16 protein-coding genes and 3 tRNA genes are annotated in these 22,908 nt (G+C 71.2%); 14 read left to right on the forward strand and 5 right to left on the reverse strand.

Annotation, left to right across the window (positions count from 1 at the left end):
* The first annotated feature begins 49 nt into the window (after positions 1-49).
* Together dnaG and OG700_RS28200 are read left to right on the forward strand one after the other, a co-directional pair.
* A complete protein-coding gene (gene dnaG, locus OG700_RS28195; RefSeq protein WP_405618328.1) occupies positions 50-1,963 on the forward strand; it encodes a DNA primase in 1,914 nt (637 codons plus the stop codon).
* A gap of 191 nt (positions 1,964-2,154) precedes the next feature.
* Positions 2,155-3,399: an RNA polymerase sigma factor gene (locus OG700_RS28200; protein ID WP_405618330.1), complete on the forward strand. Its 1,245-nt coding sequence runs from the start codon at positions 2,155-2,157 to the stop codon at positions 3,397-3,399.
* 280 nt (positions 3,400-3,679) lie between these two features.
* Here OG700_RS28200 and OG700_RS28205 read toward each other — a convergent pair whose 3' ends face one another.
* The 4 genes from OG700_RS28205 to OG700_RS28220 all read right to left on the reverse strand — a co-directional run bounded on the left by OG700_RS28205 (position 3,680) and on the right by OG700_RS28220 (position 9,354).
* Positions 3,680-5,614, reverse strand: coding sequence for an ABC transporter ATP-binding protein (locus tag OG700_RS28205; RefSeq protein WP_405618332.1), 1,935 nt, complete (start codon positions 5,612-5,614; stop codon positions 3,680-3,682).
* Positions 5,614-7,347: an ABC transporter ATP-binding protein gene (locus OG700_RS28210; RefSeq protein ID WP_405622029.1), complete on the reverse strand. Its 1,734-nt coding sequence runs from the start codon at positions 7,345-7,347 to the stop codon at positions 5,614-5,616. Before OG700_RS28210 ends, OG700_RS28205 begins: the two co-directional genes overlap by 1 nt.
* Positions 7,348-7,517: 170 nt before the next feature.
* Positions 7,518-8,969 carry an FGGY-family carbohydrate kinase gene (locus tag OG700_RS28215; RefSeq protein ID WP_405618334.1) on the reverse strand — a complete coding sequence of 484 codons (1,452 nt, stop codon included), beginning with the start codon at positions 8,967-8,969 and terminating at the stop codon, positions 7,518-7,520.
* A gap of 88 nt (positions 8,970-9,057) precedes the next feature.
* Positions 9,058-9,354, reverse strand: coding sequence for a YtxH domain-containing protein (locus tag OG700_RS28220; RefSeq protein ID WP_405618336.1), 297 nt, complete (start codon positions 9,352-9,354; stop codon positions 9,058-9,060).
* Positions 9,355-9,556: 202 nt separating this feature from the next.
* Between OG700_RS28220 and OG700_RS28225 the strand changes: the two genes are divergently transcribed.
* The 9 genes from OG700_RS28225 (at position 9,557) to OG700_RS28265 (ending at position 18,691) form a co-directional block, all read left to right on the forward strand.
* Positions 9,557-9,629, forward strand: a tRNA-Asn gene (locus OG700_RS28225).
* A gap of 5 nt (positions 9,630-9,634) precedes the next feature.
* Positions 9,635-9,707: transfer RNA gene (locus tag OG700_RS28230), tRNA-Asn, on the forward strand.
* 244 nt (positions 9,708-9,951) lie between these two features.
* Positions 9,952-10,028, forward strand: a tRNA-Ile gene (locus OG700_RS28235).
* 292 nt (positions 10,029-10,320) lie between these two features.
* Positions 10,321-11,103 carry a ferritin-like domain-containing protein gene (locus tag OG700_RS28240; protein WP_405618338.1) on the forward strand — a complete coding sequence of 261 codons (783 nt, stop codon included), beginning with the start codon at positions 10,321-10,323 and terminating at the stop codon, positions 11,101-11,103.
* Positions 11,100-11,957 carry a ferritin-like domain-containing protein gene (locus tag OG700_RS28245; protein WP_405618341.1) on the forward strand — a complete coding sequence of 286 codons (858 nt, stop codon included), beginning with the start codon at positions 11,100-11,102 and terminating at the stop codon, positions 11,955-11,957. The genes OG700_RS28240 and OG700_RS28245 overlap by 4 nt, the downstream gene beginning before the upstream one ends.
* A 522-nt stretch (positions 11,958-12,479) precedes the next feature.
* Positions 12,480-14,057 carry a DUF4331 domain-containing protein gene (locus OG700_RS28250; RefSeq protein WP_405618343.1) on the forward strand — a complete coding sequence of 526 codons (1,578 nt, stop codon included), beginning with the start codon at positions 12,480-12,482 and terminating at the stop codon, positions 14,055-14,057.
* A gap of 226 nt (positions 14,058-14,283) precedes the next feature.
* On the forward strand, positions 14,284-15,669 hold the full coding sequence (locus OG700_RS28255) for a tetratricopeptide repeat protein (RefSeq protein WP_405618345.1): 1,386 nt from the start codon (positions 14,284-14,286) through the stop codon (positions 15,667-15,669).
* A complete protein-coding gene (locus OG700_RS28260) occupies positions 15,666-17,267 on the forward strand; it encodes a nickel/cobalt transporter (RefSeq protein WP_405618347.1) in 1,602 nt (533 codons plus the stop codon). Before OG700_RS28255 ends, OG700_RS28260 begins: the two co-directional genes overlap by 4 nt.
* A 116-nt stretch (positions 17,268-17,383) precedes the next feature.
* Positions 17,384-18,691: a hypothetical protein gene (locus OG700_RS28265; protein ID WP_405618350.1), complete on the forward strand. Its 1,308-nt coding sequence runs from the start codon at positions 17,384-17,386 to the stop codon at positions 18,689-18,691.
* Positions 18,692-18,700: 9 nt separating this feature from the next.
* On the opposite strand, the gene OG700_RS28270 is transcribed toward OG700_RS28265, so the two are convergent.
* Entirely contained in the window at positions 18,701-19,174 is a 474-nt protein-coding gene (locus OG700_RS28270) for a DinB family protein (RefSeq protein ID WP_405618352.1), read from the reverse strand.
* 289 nt (positions 19,175-19,463) lie between these two features.
* Between OG700_RS28270 and OG700_RS28275 the strand changes: the two genes are divergently transcribed.
* From OG700_RS28275 to OG700_RS28285, 3 genes are all read left to right on the forward strand, one after another.
* On the forward strand, positions 19,464-20,015 hold the full coding sequence (locus OG700_RS28275) for a hypothetical protein (RefSeq protein ID WP_405618354.1): 552 nt from the start codon (positions 19,464-19,466) through the stop codon (positions 20,013-20,015).
* 414 nt (positions 20,016-20,429) lie between these two features.
* The gene (locus tag OG700_RS28280) at positions 20,430-22,142 is read left to right on the forward strand and encodes a DUF4331 domain-containing protein (protein ID WP_405618356.1); all 1,713 of its coding nucleotides are present in this window, start codon (positions 20,430-20,432) and stop codon (positions 22,140-22,142) included.
* Positions 22,139-22,843, forward strand: a complete 705-nt coding sequence (locus tag OG700_RS28285; protein WP_405618358.1) for a class F sortase — start codon at positions 22,139-22,141, stop codon at positions 22,841-22,843. Before OG700_RS28280 ends, OG700_RS28285 begins: the two co-directional genes overlap by 4 nt.
* The last annotated feature ends 65 nt before the right edge of the window (positions 22,844-22,908 follow it).

Here is a 22,908-nt window from a genome sequence, read left to right on the forward strand (position 1 = left end):
CGCGGACCGGGCGTAAGGGACTGTCGGTGCGCGCACGTAGAATTCTCGCGTGGCAGGCAGGATCAACGACGACGACGTGAAGGTGGTTCGGGACGCGGTCCCGATCGACACCGTCGTGTCCGAGTACCTGCAACTGCGCCCCGCCGGCGGCGGCAACATGAAGGGCCTCTGCCCCTTCCACGACGAGAAGTCCCCATCCTTCCAGGTCAGTCCGAGCAAGGGTCTCTTCCACTGCTTCGGCTGCCAGGAGGGCGGGGACACCATCGCCTTCGTGATGAAGATCGACCATCTCTCCTTCTCCGAGACGGTCGAACGCCTCGCCGCCAAGGCGGGCATCACCCTGCGGTACGAGGAGGGGGGCTACAACCCCACCCACCAGCGGGGCGAGCGCATCCGGCTGGTGGAGGCGCACAAGGCGGCGGCCGAGTTCTATGTGGAGCAGCTCGGTGGCGAAGAGGCCGAGATCGGCCGGAAGTTCCTGGCCGAGCGGGGCTTCGACCAGGCGGCGGCCGAGCACTTCGGCGTCGGTTACAGCCCGGCGGGCTGGGACCATCTGACCCGCTTCCTGCGCGGCAAGGGATTCAGCGACAAGGAGCTGCTGCTCGCCGGGCTCTCCCAGGACGGCCGCCGGGGCCCGATCGACCGGTTCCGGGGCCGGCTGATGTGGCCCATCCGGGACATCTCGGGCGAAGTCGTCGGCTTCGGCGCGCGCAAGCTGCGCGACGACGACAACGGGCCGAAGTATCTGAACACCCCCGACACCGCGATCTACAAGAAGTCCCAGGTGCTCTACGGGGTGGACCTGGCCAAGAAGGACATCGCCAAGGCCAGCCGCGCGGTGGTGGTCGAGGGCTACACGGACGTGATGGCCTGCCACCTGGCGGGCATCACCACCGCCATCGCCACCTGCGGCACGGCCTTCGGCACCGACCACATCAAGATCCTGCGCAGGCTGCTGATGGACAACGGCAGCGCGCGGGTGATCTTCACCTTCGACGGCGACGCGGCCGGCCAGAAGGCCGCGCTGCGCGCCTTCGAGGACGACCAGAAGTTCGCCGCCGAGACATACATCGCGATCGCGCCCGACGGCATGGACCCGTGCGAACTGCGGCTCAGCAAGGGCGACGCGGCGGTCCAGGACCTGGTGGAACCGCGCACGCCGCTCTTCGAGTTCGCGATCCGCCAGATCGTGTCCCGGTACGACCTGGAGACCCCGGCGGGCCGCGCGTCCGCGCTGGACGAGGCGGGCCCCATCGTGGCCCGGATCAAGAACGGCGCGTCGCAGCACGAGGTCGCCGTCCAGCTCGCCGGCATCCTCGGCATCCTCGACACCCAGTTCGTGGTCAAGCGCGTCGCACAGATGGCCCGTTGGGCCCGCGACCGGGGCGGGCGCGGTCCGGCGTCGGAGCGCGGCGGCCAGGCGGGCCACCCGTCGCCGTCGTACGACTCCGGGCGCTCCCCGGCCCCCTCCGGCCCCGCGCTCAACCTCCGCAGCCCCGCCCACCGCACGGAGCGCGAGCTGCTGAAGCTCGCCCTCCAGCGGCCGGAGCTGGTCTCCCCGGCCTTCGACGCGTACGGCGTGGACGAGTTCACCGCCCCGCCGTACGCGGCCGTCCGCCGGGCCGTCGAGGACGCGGGCGGCGCCGAACAGGGCATGGCCTCCGCGCCCGAGTATCTGGCCGGGGTCCGCGAGGCCGCGCCGAACGACGCGGTGCGCGCGCTGGTCACGGAGCTGGCGGTGGAGGTGTTCCACGGCAAGACGATCGACGAGGCGTACGCGGGGGAGCAACTGGTCCGGGTCCGGCTGCGCGCCGTCGACATCCGCATCCACGACGTGACCGGCACCCTGGCCCGTCTGGGCACCGGAGACGACCACGAACGGCACCAGGCCGTCCAGAACGAGCTGTGGGTGCTCCAGCAGTACCGCCAGTCCCTGCGCAACAGCGGCGCGGCGGCGCTCTAGGCCCTGTCCGGCGGCGGAGCACGAACCGGCCATCGGGCGGACCCGGCTCCGTATCCGCCACTCCACCCCCACCCACCCCAGCTTCCACCGTTCCAAACATCCTTCGGTAACTGCCCGGTTACGCACGGGACTCAGAAAGTGCCCGCACGACCCTCGTGGCGGCAGTGCGCTGTACCCCACACTGGGCAGCGGTGCCTGAGTTCTCGGAGCGCGGACGGTCCACCCACGGTGGACCTCTCACCCCCGCGGATCCGCTCATCGTGTACGGGACTGAAGGCGGCCCGGCCGCCGACGTCCCGCTGCCGCACGCCCCCGATCCGGCAGCGATCACCCTGGAGGCCGCCCCCGTGCAGACCCAGACCCTGACCGAGACCGACCTGGCGCCCGCGGTTCCACCGCAGAGCCGCGCCGCGCACCACCCCGAGGCGACCACCGAGTCCGCCCCGGAGACCGTCACCGAGGACCCGGTGGACATCCCCGGGGTCCCGGAGCGCGCCGGGACGCGCGGCAAGGCCGACAGCGGCGGGCCGTCGTCCGACCTCTTCCGGCAGTATCTGCGGGAGATCGGCCGGATCCAACTGCTCACCGCCGTCGAGGAGGTGGACCTCGCGCGCCGCGTCGAGGCCGGACTCTTCGCCGAGGAGAAGCTCGGCTCCACGCCCGACCTGGACTCCCAGCTCGCCGTCGACCTCGACCGGCTCGTCGTACTCGGCCGGATGGCCAAACGCCGGCTCATCGAGGCGAACCTGCGGCTCGTCGTCTCCGTCGCCAAGCGCTACGTCGGCCGCGGACTGACGATGCTCGACCTCGTCCAGGAGGGCAACCTCGGCCTGATCCGGGCCGTGGAGAAGTTCGACTACGCCCGCGGCTACAAGTTCTCGACGTACGCGACGTGGTGGATCCGCCAGGCGATGTCCCGCGCGCTCGCCGACCAGGCCCGTACGATCCGCGTCCCCGTCCATGTGGTCGAACTGATCAACCGCGTCGTCCGCGTCCAGCGCCGCATGCTCCAGGAGCGCGGCTACGAACCGACCCACGAAGAGGTCGCCGGCCAACTGGAGCTGACCCCCGAGCGGGTCGGCGAGGTGCTGCGGCTAGCCCAGGAACCCGTCTCGCTGCACGCGCCGGTGGGCGAGGAGGACGATGTCGCCTTCGGCGACCTCATCGAGGACGGCGACGCCGCCTCACCCGTCGAGTCGGCGGCGTTCCTGCTGCTCCGCGAGCATCTGGAGGCGGTCCTGTCCACGCTCGGCGAGCGCGAACGCAAGGTCGTCCAGCTCCGCTACGGCCTGGCGGACGGCCGCCCGCGCACACTGGAGGAGATCGGCCGGATCTTCGGCGTCACCCGCGAACGCATCCGGCAGATCGAGTCCAAGACCCTGAACAAACTGCGCGACCACGCGTTCGCGGACCAACTGCGGGGCTACCTGGACTGAGCGCCACGCCGGACGGGCTCAGAGCCCGTCCGGCGCTTGAGACAGAACACGCGGCCCGTCCGGCGATCGAGGACGAACCGGCCCACCGGCCGGCCCGGTCACGCCCCAGGTCCTGTGCGGCGGGTCTTCGGGGGTCCGGGTCGCCCTGGCACGGCGCCTCGCTTCGTTGTCGGCGTTTTCGAAGGCATCCGAGTACGTCCAGTACGAGCACGATCCTCCGCCTTGCGACGCACCGCACCGGACGTCCCGGGCTGATCCCCGAAGATCCAAACGAGACGCCCTAGTCCATCTCCGCCACCGCCTGCGCGAACTGCGCCGCGTACAGCCGCGCGTACGCGCCCTGCGCTGTCAGCAGCCCCTCGTGCGTGCCCTGTTCCACGATCGAGCCGTTCTCCATCACCAGGATCACGTCCGCGTCCCTGATCGTGGACAGCCGGTGGGCGATCACGAAACTCGTCCGCCCGTGCGCCAGTTGGGCCATCGCCTTCTGGATCAGCACCTCGGTACGGGTGTCCACCGAACTGGTCGCCTCGTCCAGCACCAGGATCACCGGATCCGACAGGAACGCCCGAGCGATCGTGATGAGCTGCTTCTCGCCCGCGCTGACGCCCGATCCCTCGTCGTCGATCACGGTCTCGTAGCCGTCGGGCAGTGTGCGGATGAAACGGTCCGCGTGGGCCGCCCGCGACGCCTCCTCGATCTCCTCCCGGGTGACCTCGCGCGAAGCGCCGTACGCGATGTTCTCCGCGATCGTGCCGCCGAACAGCCAGGTGTCCTGGAGGACCATGCCTATGCGGGACCGCAGATCCTCCCGCGACATGGTGGCGATGTCGATGTCGTCCAGACTGATCCGGCCGGCCGTCACCTCGTAGAACCGCATCAGCAGATTGACCAGCGTCGTCTTGCCCGCGCCCGTCGGGCCGACGATCGCGACCGTCTGGCCCGGCTCGACCGACAGCGACAGGTCCTCGATGAGCGGCTTGTCCAGCTCGTAGCGGAACGCCACGTTGTCCAGCGCCACCCGTCCCCGCAGCTCCTGCGGGCGCGTGGCCGAGGGCGCGTCCTTCTCCTGCTCCTCCGCGTCCAGCAGTTCGAAGATCCGCTCGGCGGACGCGACCCCGGACTGGACGAGGTTGGCCATCGACGCCACCTGCGTCAGCGGCATCGAGAACTGGCGCGAGTACTGGATGAACGCCTGCACATCGCCGATGGACAGCGTGCCCGACGCGACCCGCAGCCCGCCGACGACCGCCACCATCACATAGTTGAGGTTGGAGACGAAGAACATCAGCGGCTGCATGATCCCGCTGTTGAACTGCGCCTTGAAACCCGCCTCGTACAGCGCGTCGTTCTGTTCCTTGAACGCCTTCGCCGACTGGTCCTGCCGCCCGAAGACCTTCACCAGCGAGTGGCCCGTGTACATCTCCTCGACATGCGCGTTCAGCGTGCCCGTCGACTTCCACTGCTGCACGAAGTGTGGCTGCGAGCGCTTGCCGACCTTCGTCGCCACCAGCACCGACAGCGGGACCGTCACCAGCGCGACCAGCGCCAGCAGCGGCGAGATCCACAGCATCATCCCCAGGACGCCGACGATCGTCAGCAGTGAGTTGACGAGCTGGCCCATCGTCTGCTGGAGCGTCTGCGCGATGTTGTCGACATCGTTCGTCGCCCGGCTCAGCACCTCGCCGCGCTGCTGACGGTCGAAGTACGACAGCGGCAGCCGCGACAGCTTGGCCTGTACGTCCTCACGCATCCGGTAGATGGTGTGGTTGATGACCCGGATCGACAGCCGTGTCGAGACCAGCATCAGCAGCCCGGCCGCGACGTACACCGCCAGTGCCATCAGCAGGACCCGGCCGACCGCGTCGAAGTCGATGCCCTGCCCCGGCGTGAAGTCCACCCCGGAGAGCAGATCGGCTATCCCGCCGTCGCCCGCCTCCCGCAGCCGCGAGACGGTGTCCTCCTTGCTGACACCGCTCTGCGTCTGCCGGCCGACGACGCCCGCGAAGATCAGGTCGGTCGCCGAGCCGAGTATCTTCGGGCCGACCACCGAGGCGGCCACGCTCAGCACACCCGCGGCGAGCATCCACCACAGGGTGATCTTCTCGCGCGCCAACTGCCGCAGCAGCCGTTTGCTCGACCCCTTGAAGTCCATCGACCGCTGGTCGGGAGCGCCCGCGCCGGCCGTCATCATGCGTGCACCATGACTGCTCATCAGGCCGCCTCCGCCTCGGTCAGCTGGGAGAGCACGATCTCCCGGTACGTCTGGTTCTCGGCCATCAGCTCGTGATGACGCCCCTCACCGACCACCCGGCCCTCGTCCATGACGATGATCCGGTCGGCGTCGCGGATGGTCGACACCCGCTGGGCGACGATCACCACCGTCGCCTCGGAGGTCTCGCGCGCCAGGGCGGCGCGCAGGGCCGCGTCCGTCGCGTAGTCCAGCGCGGAGAACGAGTCGTCGAACAGGTATATCTCCGGCCGCTGCACCAGCGTGCGCGCGATCGCGAGGCGCTGGCGCTGCCCGCCGGAGACGTTCGTCCCGCCCTGCGCGACGGGCGCGTTCAGCCCGCCCTCCAGATCGGAGACGAACTCCTTGGCCTGCGCGACGTCCAGCGCGTGCCACAGCTCGTCGTCGGTCGCGTCCGGATTCCCGTAACGCAGGTTCGTCGCCACCGTCCCCGAGAACAGATACGGCTTCTGCGGCACCATGCTGACCGTCTTGGCCAGCAGCGCCGGATCGAGCCCCCGTACGTTCTCCCCGTCGACCAGCACCTCGCCGGCCGTCGCGTCGACCAGCCGGGGCACCAGCCCCAGCAGTGTCGACTTGCCGCTGCCGGTCGAGCCGATGACCGCGGTCGTCTCGCCCGGCCGGGCGGTCAGCGACACATCGCGCAGCACCGGTTCCTCGGCCCCCGGATAGCGGAACTCCGCGCCCCGCACCTCCAGATGACCGTGCCGGCGCAGCGTCCGCACCGGATCCTTCGGCGGGACGACACTCGACCTGGTGTCCAGCACCTCCTCGATGCGCTCGGCACACACCTCGGCACGCGGCACCATCATGAACATGAAGGTGGCCATCATCACGGCCATCACGATCTGCATCAGATACGCGAGGAACGCGGTCAGCGCGCCGATCTGCATCCCGCCGCTGTCGATCCGGTGCGCGCCGAACCAGACGACGGCGACCGACGACACGTTCACGACCGTCATCACGACCGGGAACATCAGCGCCATCAGCCGGCCGGTCGCCAACTGCATCTCGGTGAGACCGGTGTTGGCGCCCTTGAACCGCTCCTTCTCGTACTCGTCGCGCACGAAGGCCCGGATGACGCGGTTGCCGGTGATCTGCTCCCGCAGCACCCGGTTCACCGTGTCGAGCCGCTCCTGCATGGTGCGGAACAGCGGGCGCATCCGCCTCACGATCAGGCTCACGGAGATGCCGAGGACCGGCACGACGGCGAGCAGCACCGCCGACAGCGGCACGTCCTGGCCGAGCGCCATGATGATGCCGCCGACACACATGATCGGGGCGGACACCATCAACGTGAACGACATGAGCACCAGCATCTGCACCTGCTGCACGTCGTTGGTGGTACGCGTGATCAGCGACGGCGCGCCGAACTGGCCGACCTCGCGGGCGGAGAAGCTCTGCACCCGGTCGAAGATCGCGGCCCGCACGTCACGGCCGAGGGCCGACGCGGTGCGCGCACCGTAGTAGACGGCGCCTATCTGACCCAGAACCTGGGCGACGCTCACGGCGATCATGAGACCGCCGAACTCCATGATGTAGCCCGTGTCCCCCTTCACGACACCGTTGTCGATGATGTCGGCGTTGAGGGTGGGCAGGTAGAGGCTGGCGCAGGTCTGGAGCAGTTGGAGCGCCACCAGCAGGCTGATGGCTCTCTTGTAGGGGGCCAGATGTGTTCTGAGCAGTCGTAGCAGCACGTGCGGTCTCTCGGGCTCGGCAAGATCGGGGGTCGAACCCATCCTGCGCCACTCCGCCCGCCGGAACCCAAAGGTTTTCCACAAAGGACCGGTCAAGAACGATTAACATCCCGCCGCCCACCGAATCCCCCGCCCCGTGCCAGGTCCTACGCCCCACCCACCAAGCCCCCTTACGCCCCCGACCCCGAGGGGAACGCGCCCGGGTGGATGTGCTCGCGGCTGGCCGTGTACTGCTGGCGCACCGCCGCGCCGACCGCCGCGTCCTCGCCCGGCTCGAAGACCCGCGCCGCCGCGCCACGCCAGTCGGGCGGGCTGTGCGGGGACAGCGTGTTCTTCGACACCCCCAGCGCCCAGGCGGCCTGCCGCGCCGCGCCCAGCGCCGCGTAGTCGGCGGGCTCCGGGACGACGACCTGCGCCCCGAAGATCCCCGGCGCGGCCGCCTGTACGGCGGGCAGCCCGGCCGCCGCGCCCAGCAGGAACACCCGCCGCACCTCGACCCCGCGCCCGCGCACCACGTCCATCGCGTCGGCCAGCGAGCAGAGCATCCCCTCGAACGCGGCCCGCGCCAGGTGCTCCGGCTTCATCGACTCGCGCCGCAGACCGCTCAACGTGCCTGCCGTGTGCGGCAGATGCGGCGTCTTCTCGCCCTCCAGATAGGGCAGGAACACCAGACCGGACGCGCCCGGCGTGGACTTGAGCGCCAGCGCCGACAACTCCTCCAGATCCTCGGTCCCCAACAGCTCCGCCGTGCCGCGCAGAGCCCGTACGGCGTTGAGCGTGTGGACGACCGGCAGATGCATCCCCGTGGCGTCGGCGAACGACGTGATCATCCCGGAGGGGTCCGCCAGCGCCTCGTGGTGCACGGTCATCACCGACCCGGAGGCGCCCAGCGACACGACCGCGTCCCCGATCCCGACGCCGAGCCCGAAGGCGGCGGCCATGGTCTCGCCCGTACCGGCGGATATCAGCAGCCCCTCGGGGGTGGTCCCGGCGGCCTCGGCCGGGCCGAGCACCTCCGGCAGCGCAGCCTGGTGGCCCAGCGCCAGCTCCATCAGATCCGGCCGGTACGCACCCGTGCGGGCCGACCAGAAACCGGAACCGGACGCCGCGCCCCGGTCCGTCGTGCGCCGCGCGGGCCGGCCGAGCAACTGCCACACCAGCCAGTCGTGCGGCTGGAGGACCATCGCCGTACGCCGCGCCGCGTCCGGCTCGTGCCGGGCCAGCCAGCGCAGCTTCGCCACCGGCTGACCGGACTGCGGCACCGACCCGACGGCCTCGGCCCAGGCCTGCCGCCCGCCGAGGGCTTCGATCAGATCGGCGGCGGCGACCTGCGCGCGCTTGTCGTTGCCGAGCAGCGCGGGGCGTACGAGATTGCCGGACTGGTCCAGCGGCACGAGCCCGTGCTGCTGCGCGGAGACGCCGATGGCCTGCACGCCCTCCAACAGCCCGCCGCCCGCGGCCTCACCGAGCGACAGCAGCCAGGCCTGCGGATCGACCTCGGTGGCCTTGGCCTCCACGGGATGTGCCGCGTATCCCTGCTTCAGCACGGCACCCGTGTCCGCGTCACACACGACGATGCGCGTGGAACCCGACGAACTGTCCAACCCGGCGACTATTCCCATGACACGATTCTGCCGCACGCGCGAAGCGGCGGAGGCTTCCGGGACCGCCCGAGGACGCGAACCGGTGCCGGAAGCCCGGCCCAGGGGGTCAGGTGTTGGTGGTCCCCCAGTCGTCCTCACCGTTGTGGTTCCGCGACCGCAGCGACCGGACCCGGTCGGCGACGGACCCGGGGACCTTGTCCCCGACCTTCTCGCTCACCGAGTGGTACGCCTTGCCGGCGTACTCGCGGCCGGACAGCGCCGCCGTCTCGGCGGCGTTGCGCACGGCCGGGTTCTGCGAGATCCGGCTGGCGGACTTCTTGAGCTGCTCGTAGCGCTCGCGCCCGGCCCTGGTTCCCAGTACGTAACCGACAGCCAGTCCCGCGATGAACGTGAGGCGCCGCATGGCCTGCCACCCTTCGTTAGTTCCTTGGCATCGGACCTTGAGCCGTGACGTCCGCCTACCCCCGAGGCCCGAGATCACCCAGTGTGACCCGGCGGGATACCGATTGGCGGAGCACCCCCCTGCTTGCGCTAATGTATGTGTCGCAGCGAACGTCCGCCGCCCGGGAGAGCCGGGGTGAGTGCGTTCGGTGCATACGCAGCAATCCCCTGTAGCTCAATTGGCAGAGCAGCCGGCTGTTAACCGGCAGGTTACTGGTTCGAGTCCAGTCGGGGGAGCGCGATCTCCTGTAGCTCAATTGGCAGAGCATTCGGCTGTTAACCGGAGGGTTGCTGGTTCGAGTCCAGCCGGGAGAGCAAACACGGAAGAGGACCCCTCGGGGTCCTCTTCCTTGTGTCCGCCGACGCTCGGCGACCCCCGCCGACGCCTCCGCCGGCACTTTCGCCGACCGTCTTCCGGGTGATCTTCGGGGTTCCTGGAACCGGCCGACGCGCGGCGAAGTCCTCATGGTCAGGCGTTGCCGACCATCCGAGGCAGGAGATCGTATGAGCGGCTATGCTGCGGCAGACGGCGCGCACAAATGTGCGCGACGCGCCGTTAGGGGCGGTAGCTCAGCCGGTTAGAGCAGCGGACTCATAATCCGTCGGCCGTGGGTTCGAGTCCCACCCGCCCCACCAGGCGTGCCCTTAGCAGGATCGTTTCTACCTGCCACAACGTGGCGACGGTGGTTGCCACGCCGACGTGGCGACCACCGTCTTTCGTTCGTTTCCCTCGTTTCGTTCGTTCCGTTCCGGGCCGTGGACGCGGCCTGTCGCCGGTCTCTCGCCCCGGCATACGTGCGACTCGGTCGCTCCTTCGAGTAGGCCGGCGCGTCATTCGGGGGCATCCGACGCGTTCCCCTCTCCCTCCTGACGAAGGGTGAGGCCCGACACCTGTGCCGTTCGGGCACGGGGAAGGAGACGGGACGCGATGGGAACAGACAACGTCGACACCAGGCTGCTGAGGGAACTCACCGAGCAGTCGCAGGATCTGAACAGTGACGCGCTGCGGGTCACCAACGCCGCGCTGACCGACTACACCGAGGCCGCCGAGCCGGCGAACAGGCGCTGGTGGCAGCGGAGTGGGGCATTGCTGGGCGGTCTCGGGGCCGCGACCCTGCTGGGTTCCGGGCGCGCGGCGGCGGCGAGTACCGACGTCATGGCGCTCCAGACCGCGGCGTCGCTGGAGAACCTGGCGGTGAGCGTGTACCAGACCGCCGCCGGGCTGTCGTTCATCAAGAACGGCAACCAGACCGTGCTCGCGTTCATCACCAAGACCACCGAGCAGCACCTCGCGCACGGCAAGGCGTTCAACTCGGCGGCGACGAAGGCCGGCGGCAAGGCCCAGACCGCGCCCGACCCGAAGTACGCGGCGATCGTCAAGCAGCAACTGCCGTCGCTCAAGACGCCGGCGGACGTGGTCAAGCTGGCCATCACGCTGGAGGACGTCGCCGCGCAGACGTACACGAAGAACGTCGGCCAGGTCCAGGACGCGAATCTGCGGCAGCTGTTCGCCTCGGTCGCGCCCGTCGAGGCCCAGCACCGGGCCACGCTGCTGGCGGTGCAGGCGCTGCTGGCCGCGAACCTGGAGACCCTCGTGGCGATTCCCACGGACGCCGCGAAGCTTCCCGCCGCCGCGGGCAGCGTCGGCATCCCCGACACCTTCTACCCCACCAAGGACGCGTCGCCGGTCAGCGAAGGGGCCGTGAAATGAGCACCGACAACAAGGGTGGCCGGGAGCTGCCGATCAGCGAGGGCGAACTGGCCCGGCTGACCGAGGAACTGGACGGGGCGCACCGGGCGACCCTGCCGGCGATGACCGCGTCCGCCCGTGACCTCTCGCGGGAGTTGCGCGATCTCAGCGGCGGCGGCGACGGCGGCGGCGGCGGAACCACGGACGGCGACCGGGAGCGGCACGCGCACCTGGCCCGCCGCCGGTTCCTGGTGGGCGCCGGCGCGTCCGCGGCGCTGCTCGCGCTCGCCGCGTGCGGTGGCAAGTCCGAGGTCGACGCCGCGGGCCCCAGCCCGTCGGGATCCGGGGCCTCACCGTCCGCGTCCGGCACCTACACCGGTGATCTGAAGGTCGTCGCGCTGGCGGTGGCCCTGGAGAACCAGGCCGTGGGCGCGTACGAGGCGGCTCTCGCGGCGGCCAAGGCGGGCAAGCTCGGCACCGTACCGCCGGCGTTCACGACCTTCGCGCAGACCGCGATGGCTCAGCACAAGGACCACGCGAACGTGTGGAACGACGTCCTGGCGTCGTCGGGCAAGCCCAAGATCACTGGCGTTCCGCTGTCCAACCAGGCCGCGGTCACCAAGGCGCTGGGCCAGGTCAAGGACGTGCCCGGGGTGGCCAGGCTGGCGCTGCGACTGGAGGACCAGGCGGCGCAGACGTACGTGTTCGCGACGTTCAACGTCAAGAGCGCGGGCGGCATCAACACCGCGGCCACCATCGCCCCGGTCGAGGCCATGCACGCGTCGATCCTGCATTTCGTGCTGGGTCAGTACCCGGTGCCCGACACCTTCATCGGCACCGACAAGGCCGCCAGCCCGGCCCTGTTGACCGTCTGAACCACCTGAAGTCGGATTTGCCGGCCCGTCGCCCGTCGACCACACGGGGCCGGTCGAACGCCGGGTCAGGTGCGCGTCCCCGCTCGCACCTGACCCACCTGCCGTCGGCCCTTTTGTAGGACCGGTGGCGCCTGGCCGCGTCCCTTCCATCGGGCTAACGCGGCACCCCGTGTCGCACCGTGTTTCGGTCCGTTCGCGGTGTCCCGTCAACCGCTCGCCACCTGCGGTTACGCGCCGGCCTCCGGGCCGTCCGAGGGATCGGTCCGGGCGAAATGCGAAATTGCGGCCTCTTCCTCATGCTTGTCTGCCTTCTGCGTGCCGGTCCTCCGGTGCGCGGTGCTCCTCGACCGGCGAAGGCACCTTGCCCGGGTGCCTTCGTGGAAGCCGTCCGGACGCGTACCGACGTCCCGCCCGCGTCCCGCCCGCCGGGTCGAGCGATCACACACCTTCCAGCTGAATCCCGCCCCCGGCCGTGCGGCTCCGCCCACGCCGGGGGCGGGTTCGCAGACGAGAGGAACACCTTTGAAAACGACCTCCGCACGGCCGCGTTCACGACGCACGCTCGATCAGTCCCTGGTCGTGCTGGGCGCCGGCGCCCTCGCCACCGGGCTGGCCGTGCTCACCCTCGCGCCCGGCATCAGCGCCGCGTCCAGTCACCGCGAGGCGCCGATGACCGCCGGTGACCCGCGGGCCGACAACACGGACGTGTACGCGTTCACCAGCCCGGACCGCGCCGACACGGTGACGCTGGTCGCGAACTGGATCCCGTTCGAGGAGCCCAACGGCGGGCCGAACTTCTACGCGTTCGCGGACGACGCCCGCTACCACATCAAGATCGACAACACCGGTGACGGAGTCGCCGACGTCACGTACACCTGGCGCTTCCGCAACGAGGTGCGCGACGCCGAGAACCAGTTCCTCTACAACACCGGTCCGGTCCGCAGGATCGACGACCCGAACCTCAACTTCCGTCAGACGTACGACCTGACGGTCACCGAGAGCGGCAACACCCGCACCCTGCTGCGGAACGCACCCGTCGCCCCCTCCCGCGTCGGCAAGGCGTCGATGCCCGACTACGGCGCCCTGCGGGCCCAGGCCGTCCGGCCGGTGCCCGGCGGCACCAAGGCGTTCGCCGGGCAGGCGGAGGACCCGTTCTTCGCCGATCTGCGGGTCTTCGACCTGCTGTACGGCGGTGACCTCAGCGAGCGCGGCCAGGACACCCTCGCCGGCTACAACGTCAACTCGGTTGCCCTCCAGGTGCCCAAGAAGTACCTGGCCCTGAAGGGCAACGCGGCCCGCAACCCGGTCGTCGGCGTGTGGTCCACCACGGAGCGCCGGGGCGCGGCTGTCATGGGCGGCGCGAACAAGAGCCATGAGGGCTGGCGGCAGGTCTCGCGCCTGGGCAACCCGCTGGTGAACGAGGTCGTCGTTCCGCTGAAGTACAAGGACGCCTTCAACTCGATCTCGCCGGACCAGGACCGCACCGTGCAGCCCGTGGTGGACAAGGTCTACGACCCGATCCTGCCGAAGCTGATCCAGAAGGTGTACGGGATCCCCGCGCCCAAGACGCCCCGCGACGACCTCGCCGAGATCTACCTGACCGGTATCTGCAAGGCGTGCGGGCCGATCAAGGCCGATCTGAACGCCCACCGGCTCAACAAGGACGCCGACCCCGGCCAGATCTTCCCGGCCGAGGAACTGCGGCTGAACATGGGCGTCGCTCCCGCCAAGAAGCCGCAGCGGCTCGGCGTCCTCGCCGGTGACCTGGCCGGCTTCCCCAACGGACGGCGCCTCGCCGACGACGCGATCGACATCTCGCTCCAGGCCGTCGAGGGCGCCGCCCAGACGGGCAAGCTCGTCCCCGCACTGGCCGCGGGCGACAAGGTCAACACGAACGACGTCCGCTTCGGGAAGACCTTCCCGTACCTGGCGCTCCCGAGCACCAGCAAGTCGGGCGGCAAGAACCGGGCCGCGGACGCCGACCAGGCGTCCACCGCGCTCGACCCCACCAACGCCGTGGCCATCGGCGGCGTGGGCGCGCTCCTGCTCGGCACCGGCGGATTCCGCCTGTGGCGCCGCAGGAACACCGACGCAGGCTGAGCGAACACCGGAACCGACACCCCGGCGTCGCGCCCGTACGCCGCGACGCCGAGGCGATGTACCGAAGCACCGACTGACCGACTGACCGACTGACCGAAGGATGACCGGCCGACCACCGGTCCACCTCTGGCCGGACGGGGGGCCCCGCCCCCGCCCGGCCGCCACGCGCCATCGAGCACCGAGAACGCGGTGCCCCCACACCTGTACGCGCTCCGCGAGGAGGACCGTGCCCCAGCAGACCGGCACCCCCGACCCGGCCCCGGATCAGGCCGCCGACCCGAACTCCCGTCCCTCCGGCCGCAGAAGGCTGCGCGCCACCGTGGTCACCGTGGCCCTGGGCGCCGCGCTGTTCCTGGCGGGCGCCGTCGGGCTCTCGCCCCTGAACCAGGACCCCGGCACCGCCAAGGACGAGCGGCCGGGCGCGAGTTCACCGCGCGGATCGATCGACGCGCTCCGCGCGGACCTGCGCAGACTGCCGGACAACCCGGTCGGCTGGGCGCAGTTGGGCATGGCGTACGTCCAACAGGGCCGTACCACCGCCGATCCCGCCCTCTACGCCAAGGCCGAGTCGGCCCTCCGCAGGTCGCTGAAGGTCCAGCCGCGCGACAACTACCAGGCCGAGACCGGCATGGGCGCGCTCGCCGCCGCACGGCACGACTTCGCCACCGCACTGACCTGGGGCCGCAAGGCCGCCGCGACCAACCCGTCGAACGCCGCCGCGCAGGCCGTGCTCGCCGACGCGTACACCCAACTCGGGCGGTACGAGGAGTCGTACCGCGCCGTACAGCGCATGACCGACCTGCGTCCCGACAGTTCCTCGCTCGCCCGCGCCTCCTACACCTGGGAGCTGCGCGGTGACCTCCCGAAGGCCCGCGCGCTCATGAAGCGCGCGCTGGACGACGCGGCCTCGCCGCCGGACCGGTCCTTCGCGCGGCTCCATCTCGCCACGCTCGCACAGGAGTCGGGCGATCCCACGACCGCCCTGCGGGAGGCCTCGGCCGGTCTTCGCACGGCCAAGGACGACGCGCCGCTGCTTGAGGCCCGCGCCCGCGCGCACGCCGCGCTCGGCCACGAGCGGCAGGCCGTCGCGGACTACACGGCGGCCGTCGCGATCGCCCCGCTGCCGCAGTACGTCCTGGGCCTCGGCGAACTCCAGCAGTCCCTCGGGCGGGACGCGGAGGCCCGTACGCAGTACGGCGTCCTGCGCGCCCAGGAACAGGTGCGCCGGGCCGGGAACGCCCCCGCCGACACGGACGCGATCCTCTTCGAAGCCGATCACGGCGACGCCAGGCAGGCCGTCACGATGGCGCGCACCGCCGTCGAGGCACGCCCCTTCATCGCCGTACAGGACGCCTGCGCCTGGGCGTCGCACCGCGCGGGGCGGGACGCGGAAGCCCTTCCGTACGCGGACCGCGCCCTGGCGCTCGGGACGCGTAGCGCGCTCTTCCACTACCACCGGGCGATGATCCACAGCGCGCTCGGGGACACCTCGGCGGCGCGAAAGGACCTCGAACAGGCCCTGGTCATCGACCCGCACTTCCACCCGCTGCACGCTCCCCGCGCCCGCACCGCCCTTGACCGGATCCTCGACCGGAGCGAGGGCGCCTCATGAATCCCACAGCGCGCCGCGCCCTCGCCGCCGGGATCCTGCTGGCCGCCGCGACCGTCACCGCGGGCGCGGCGGCACCCGCCGCCGCCGCGCACCCGCTGGGCAACTTCACGGTCAACCACCACACCGGTCTCACGCTCCACCCGGACCGCGTCGACGCCCTACTCGTCGTCGACCGCGCCGAGATCGCCGCCGCGCAGGAACTTCCCGGCGTCGACCGTGACGGCAGCGGCGCCGTGAACGCCGCCGAGGCCCGGGAGTACGCGCGCACGGCCTGCGCGAGCGCCGCCGGTGGGCTGCGGGTCAAGAACGGCGCCACGGCTCTCGACTTCACCGTCCGGGACAGCGGCTTCACCTACCACCCCGGCGAGGCCGGGCTCCGGACGAGCCGGCTGCGCTGCGCGCTCACCGCCCCGGCGGATCTGCGGCGACCGGCGGACGTCACCGTGCGCACCGCCTACGACAGCCGCCGGATCGGCTGGCAGGAGATCACCGCGCGGGGGAGCGGTGTCACGCTGGAGGCGAGCGACGTGCCCGCCGCCTCCGCCACCGACGAACTGCGCCGCTATCCGACCGACCCGCTGGCGTCTCCGCTCGACCAGCGGTCGGCCACCCTGCGCACGGAGCCGGGCGGATCGGGCGGGGACGGCGGAGGTTCGGTGGGGGCTGCCGCGCTGCCCGGCGCGCAGTGGGTCCCCGGTCCGGTGACGGCCGCGCTGGACAAGGTGTCCGGCGTCTTCGACTCACTCGTCGGTACGCGCCAACTCACGCTTCCCGTAGGGCTGTTGGCCCTCCTGCTCGCCGTGGTGCTCGGCGCCTCGCACGCGGCCATGCCCGGTCACGGGAAGACCATCATGGCGGCCTATCTGGCGGGCCGGCGCGGCACGCCGCGCGACGCGGTGACGGTCGGCGCGACCGTCACGCTCACCCACACCGCCGGGGTGCTCGTCCTCGGGCTGCTGCTGCCGGTCGCCACGTCGCTCGCCGGGGAGACCGTGCTGACGTGGCTCGGGCTGGCCAGCGGGCTGCTGGTGACGGGGATCGGGCTGTGGCTGCTGCGCTCCGCAGTACGGGGCCGGCCCACGCACGGTCACGATCACCATCACGCGCACGCGTACGCGCATCACGGGCACGGGCCGCGCGACCATGGCCACGATCACCCGCATCCGGAGCCGCCGTTCGGCGACGGGTCGTCATCCGTCGCCGTTCTGACCCCCGTCCACGCCGAACCGCACACCCACACCCACACCCACCCCGCCACCGCGACGCGTGGCGGTCTCATCGGCATGGGGGTCGCGGGCGGCCTCGTCCCCAGCCCCTCGGCGCTCGTCGTCCTGCTCGGCGCCGTCGCCCTGGGCCGGACCGCCTTCGGTGTGCTGCTCGTTCTGGGCTACGGACTCGGCATGGCCGGCACGCTTACCCTGGCCGGACTCCTGCTGGTCCGGCTGCGCGACCGTGTCGAGCACGGTACGCGCGCCGCCGCGGCCACCCGCTGGAAGGGGCTCCGGAAGCTGGCCCGTTGGGGTCCGGTCACGACCTCCACCCTCGTGCTGCTGGTGGGCGTCGGGCTCACCGTGCGCGCGGCCACCGGACCTTGGTGACCCGCACCTGCCCGGTTCGAGGGGGCGTGCCGGTATGGGTCGGATGTCCTGCGGGTACGGATACGGGTCCTGCGGGTGGTCCGGCACGCAGGACCGGACGGGTGGGGTGGGTCGGCGTGGACGCCGCACGGGGAATTCTGGCACTGATGGGCTCCGGCGAGACGAGCCCCACGATGGTGACGCTGCACCGTGAGCTGGTCGCCCACCTGGGGAACGGACCGGGCGCGGTGATCCTGGAGACGCCGTACGGCTTCCAGGTCAACCGGGACGCAATCTCCGCCGGCGCACGGGAGTACTTCCGCCGCAGCGTCGGGCTGACCACGGTGGTCGCGCCCGACACGGAAGCGGACACGGACTCGGACGGGGTGCGCGATCAACTGCGGCGCGCCGACTGGGTGTTCTCCGGTCCCGGCAGCCCGTCGTACGCCCTGGGCCGCTGGCACACCCAGCGCGTCGGGGAGATCCTGTACGAGCGGGTGCGCCGTGGCCACGGGGTGACGGTGATGGCCTCCGCCGCCGCGTGCACCGCCGGATTCGCGGCGCTGCCGGTGTACGAGGTGTACAAGGCCGGTCATCCGCCGGTGTGGCTCGACGGGCTGGACCTGATGGGGGCGCTCGGTCTGCCGGTCGCGGTGATCCCGCACTACGACAACGCCGAGGGCGGCACGCATGACACCCGTTTCTGCTATCTCGGTGAACCCCGGCTGGCCGCCCTCGAACGTGAACTGCCCGACGACAGTGCTGTCCTGGGGATCGACGAGCACACCGCGCTCGTGGTCGACCTGGACACGTCGCTGGCGCGGGTGTGGGGGCGGGGCGTGCTGACCGTACGCCGACGCGGCGTCAGCGTCCCCGTCCGCGCGGGCACCGTCCTGCCCCTGGAGCGGCTGCGTGATCTGGTGAGCGGCAGGGGCCGGGTGGCGGACGCGATTCCCTTACCTCGCACGACAGTTGACGGTGAGTCAGGTGCTTCTTCCATCGAGGACGGTCCGGCGACGCTTCAGGAGGCGGTCGCCGCGGCGGAGTCCCGCTTCGACGGCGCCCTCGCGGCGCGCGACGCCGAGGCGATGGTGGGCGCCGTCCTCGATCTGGAGGCGGTGATCGCGGCCTGGGGCGCGGACACGGAGGAGGACCAGGGCGGGGAGTGGGCCCGTACGGTACTGCGCGGCATGATCCGCCAGTGCGTACGGCCCGCCCAACGGGGCCTGGACGAACCGGAAGCCACCCTGGGGCGGATCGTTGGTCCGCTGCTCGATCTCCGGCGGCGGCTGCGGGCCCGGGGGACGTACGGTGCGGCGGACGAGTTACGCGCGGCGCTCACGGCCGGTGGTGTGCGGATACGCGACACGTCGGACGGCAGCGAATGGAGTTTCACGGCGGCTGCCGGCGACGAACCGGCCGACTCCGGCGGGCAAGAGCGTTGAGCGAGAAGTTCAGCGGCCGGTCGTGCCGTCGATCTGCTCGCGGAGGATGTCGGCGTGGCCCGCGTGCCGGCCGGTCTCCTCGATCAGGTGCGTGAGAATCCACCGCATCGACGGTCCGGAGCCGGGGCGCGGCAGATGACGTACCGGACGACTCAGGTCCGTGCAGGCCCCGACCACTTCGTTGGCCTGCTCCACGGCCTTCCGGTAGTCGGCGAGCAGTTGCTCGGTGCTCTCGTCGGGGGTGGGCCGCATGGTCGCCGCCCAGTCGTCGGAGTCCTCGCCGAGGAACCAGAACCGTTCGACGGCGGTCAGGTGTTTGACCAGCCCCAGCAGGCTGGTGCCCGAGGGCACCCCCGCGGTGCGGATCTGCGGTTCCGGCACGCCCGTCACCTTGTCGGTGATCGCGTCCCGCAGGTAGTCGAGAAAGCCCAGCAGGGTGGACGCCTCGTCGGCGCCGGTGCGAGGGGGCCTGGTGTCGGCCATGAGGAGTTCCTTACGTGTGAGGGGGCGCCGGTGCGAGGGGTGTCGGCGCGTTCTCGTGTCGCGTGCCGGTTTCCGTGTCTGCCCGCACAGTGGCCAGGGTGACCGCCTGGGGGCAAATTTCCTTGCGGAATCGGCAACGTGTGCCCTGTGTGCCCTGTGTGCCCTGTGTGCCCTGTGTGTCCCACGCGTCCTGTGCGTGCGAGATGCAGTTGCACAGGCTGTGCATTAGGTTCGGCCCAGGGCCCGCGGTGACGTCGGGCTCGTCCGCCGACCCAGGAGCCGTCACCCGATGACGTCCGTCTCTCACGGTGCTTCACCGGCCGCCGCTCCACCGACCGTCCTCGTCGAAGCTCTGCTGCTGCGGCACGACCCGACCGAGGGCTTCGCCTACCGCCGGCTGATCACGGCGCTGGGCGGCCGGGCCCGTCCCGACGACACCGCGCGGCGTCTCGCGCTGCCGGCGGAACGCGACGAGGGAGGCCACCTCGTGCACTCCACCAGCTGGCGTGCGACCGACGACGGCCAGATCGTGCTGACCTACCTCGTCCATCCCGACCCGGCGCCGGACCTGCCCGGCACCCCGCTGCCCGACCCGCACGCCGTCGCCCGGTCCCCGCGGCCGGGCCACCCCGCCCCACCCGGTCTGAAGTCGCATCACGTCGCCGCGCACGCCGTCAGGCACCTGGCCTTCCTGGCGCGTACGGACCCCGCCGTGGCCGCGCATCTCGCCTCCCGGAGCGACACGAGCGACACGAGCGATACGCGGGACGCGCTCGGCAGCGCCCTCGACGGCCTCTCCGGCGTCCCCGCAGGGCAACTCCACCAGGTCCAGGGACTCTAGGGCGTGTTGCGAAAGTAGCGCCGTCCGCCCGAAGGGCGGGGCCTACGGCGTCTGGTGCGTGCGATCGCAAGGCGGAGGATCGTTCTCGTACTGGACGTACTTGGATGATTCCGACAACGCGGCGAGTGCGCGTGCCAGGCGTCGTCGGCCAGGCGGGACTTTCGAAACACGCCCTAGGGCGTGTCCCCGCCTTCGCGCCCCATTCGGCCGAGGAGCCGTTGCGGGGTCTCCTCACGCGTGGTGCCCTATGGGTAGCTCTCCGTCACAGTATGGGGCTTTCGCCGCGTAGCCATCGCCGATCAGGGCGCCTCCGCGGGCCGGCCCGGGTGGCGCTCGGAGCAACCGCAGCGTTCAGCCGCCGCGCCCCCGGACGACGCGGAGGCGCGCGGCGGCTCTCACCGGATCGGATGACCCATGCAGCCCTCACGTCTGTCCAGACGAAAGCACGCGTCCAGGCGCGGCGAGCGCACTCTCGCCACGGTCGGCACGCTCTCCCTGGTGGCCGCGGCGGCCGTCACCGGGCTCGCTCCCGCCACCAGCTCCGCCTCCAGCCACCGCGAAGCGCCGATGACCGCGGGCGACCCGAAGGCCGACAACACCGACGTCTACGCCTTCACCAGCCCGGACAAGCCGGACACCGTCACCCTGGTGGCGAACTGGATCCCGTTCCAGGAGCCCAACGGCGGCCCGAACTTCTACCCGTTCGCCAACGACGCGCGCTACAACATCAAGATCGACGCGGACGGCGACGGCAAGCCCGACACCACCTACACCTGGGAGTTCACGGACCACATCCGGGACTCCGCGGACCAGTTCCTCTACAACACCGGTGTCGTCAAGAACCTGGACGACCCGACCCTGAACTTCCGCCAGACGTACGACCTGACGGTCACCGACAGCAGCGGCAACCGCAAGACGCTCCTCAACGACGCACCCGCCGCCCCCTCGAACGTGGGCAAGGCGTCGATGCCCGACTACGCGTCGCTGCGCAAGCAGGCCGTGAAGTCGCTGCCCGACGGTGGCCAGACGATGGCGGGCCAGGCGTCGGACCCCTTCTTCCTGGATCTGCGGATCTTCGACCTCCTGTACGGGGGCAATCTCAAGGAGACCGGCCACAACACGCTCGCCGGCTACAACGTGAACACGATCGCCATCCAGGTGCCGAAGAAGTCCGTGGCCCTGAAGGGCGACGTGACGCGTAACCCCGTGATCGGCGTGTGGTCCACGACCGACCGCAAGGGCGCCGACGTCACCGGCGGCAAGGGCGGCGAGAACGACTCGGCCGCGAGCGCCTCGGCTGTGGACGGAGCGGCTGTGGACGGCGCCGCCACGGACGGCAAGGCGCGGGACGCGGGCGGCACACCCGACAAGGGTGGTGAGGGCGGCTGGCGCCAGGTCTCACGCCTGGGCAACCCGCTGATCAACGAGGTCGTCGTACCGCTGAAGTACAAGGACGCCTTCAACGCGCTCACCCCGGACAAGGACGCCTCCGTCACACCGGTCGTCGACAAGGTGAAGGACCCGATCGTCCCGAAGCTCATCCAGAGCATCTACGGGGTCCCCGCCCCCGCCACCCCGCGCGACGACCTGGTCGAGATCTTCCTCACCGGCATCTGCAAGGAGTGCGGCCCCATCAAGGCCGACCTCAACGCGCAGCAGCTCAACGCCGACGCCGACAAGGCGGCCATCGTCCCGGCCGAGGAACTGCGCCTGAACATGTCCGTCCCGCCCGCCGCCAAGCCCAACCGGCTCGGTGTCCTCGGCAAGGACCTGGCCGGCTTCCCCAACGGCCGCCGGCTCAACGACGACGTCGTCGACATCTCGCTCCAGGCCCTCGAAGGCGCCGCGCAGACCGGCAAGATCGTGCCCGCGCTGGCCGCCGGTGACGCCGTCGACACCCCCTACCGCGAGCCCGGTGACTCGTTCCCGTACGTGGCGCAGCCCAACACCGCGGCCGTCAACCAGGCCGACGCCCTGCACCCCGACGGCGGCGTCGGCGCGGGCCTCGGCGGCACCTCGTTCGGCGGCGGCTTCCCCGTCGTGCCCGTCGCGGCCGTGGGCGGCGGCGCGCTGCTGGCCTGTGCCGGTGTCATGGCCCTGCGCCGACGGCGAGCCGAGCAGGTATGACCGGCCCGCTCTTCTCAGGTCGCCCGCCCCGCTTCCGGCGGGGCGGGCGACCGCGCGCCGGCAGAGAGTTCCGGCCGCCGAGGCGGCGCCGAACAGCCGCCGCCGGGACGGTCGTCGTCGGCACGGCGCTGGCCTGCGTCGGCGTGTCCGCGCTGCTTTCATCCCCTGAGCCGGCGCCGGGACGCACCGACATAGGCACCCTGCCCGTTCACTCGGGCCCGGACGAGGCCGTCGCCCCCTCCGGGAGCGCCGCGACCGCCGCACCTCCGACCCGCATACGGATACCCGCCATCGGGCTCGACCAGGGACTCCTCGGCCTGCGGGTGCAGCAGGACGGCCGCCTCGGCGTACCGAAGGACCCCGCCCGCGTCGGCTGGTGGAGCGACGGGCCACGGCCGGGCGACCCCGGCGCGGTGGTCGTCGTCGGGCACGTCGACTCGGCCACCGGACCCGGTGCCTTCCACGGGCTCTCCTCGCTGCGCCCCGGCGACAAGGTCACCCTGCGTCGCGAGGACGGCGGCGAAGTGACGTTCACCATCCAGGCGTTGCGGCAGTACGAGAAGAACGCCATCCCCGACAGCCAGGTCTACGCGACCACCGGCCCGCCGGCCCTGCGGCTGATCACCTGCGGCGGTACGTACGACCGTGGGCGGGGCGAGTACCGCGACAACCTCGTCGTCTACGCCACGTCCGCGAGCTGAGCGCCCCGGTCAACCGCCAACCGCCAACCGCAGACGGCCAACCGCAAACGGCCAACCGGCCTTAT

The organism is Streptomyces sp. NBC_01508, assembly GCF_045040315.1.
Classification (GTDB): domain Bacteria; phylum Actinomycetota; class Actinomycetes; order Streptomycetales; family Streptomycetaceae; genus Streptomyces.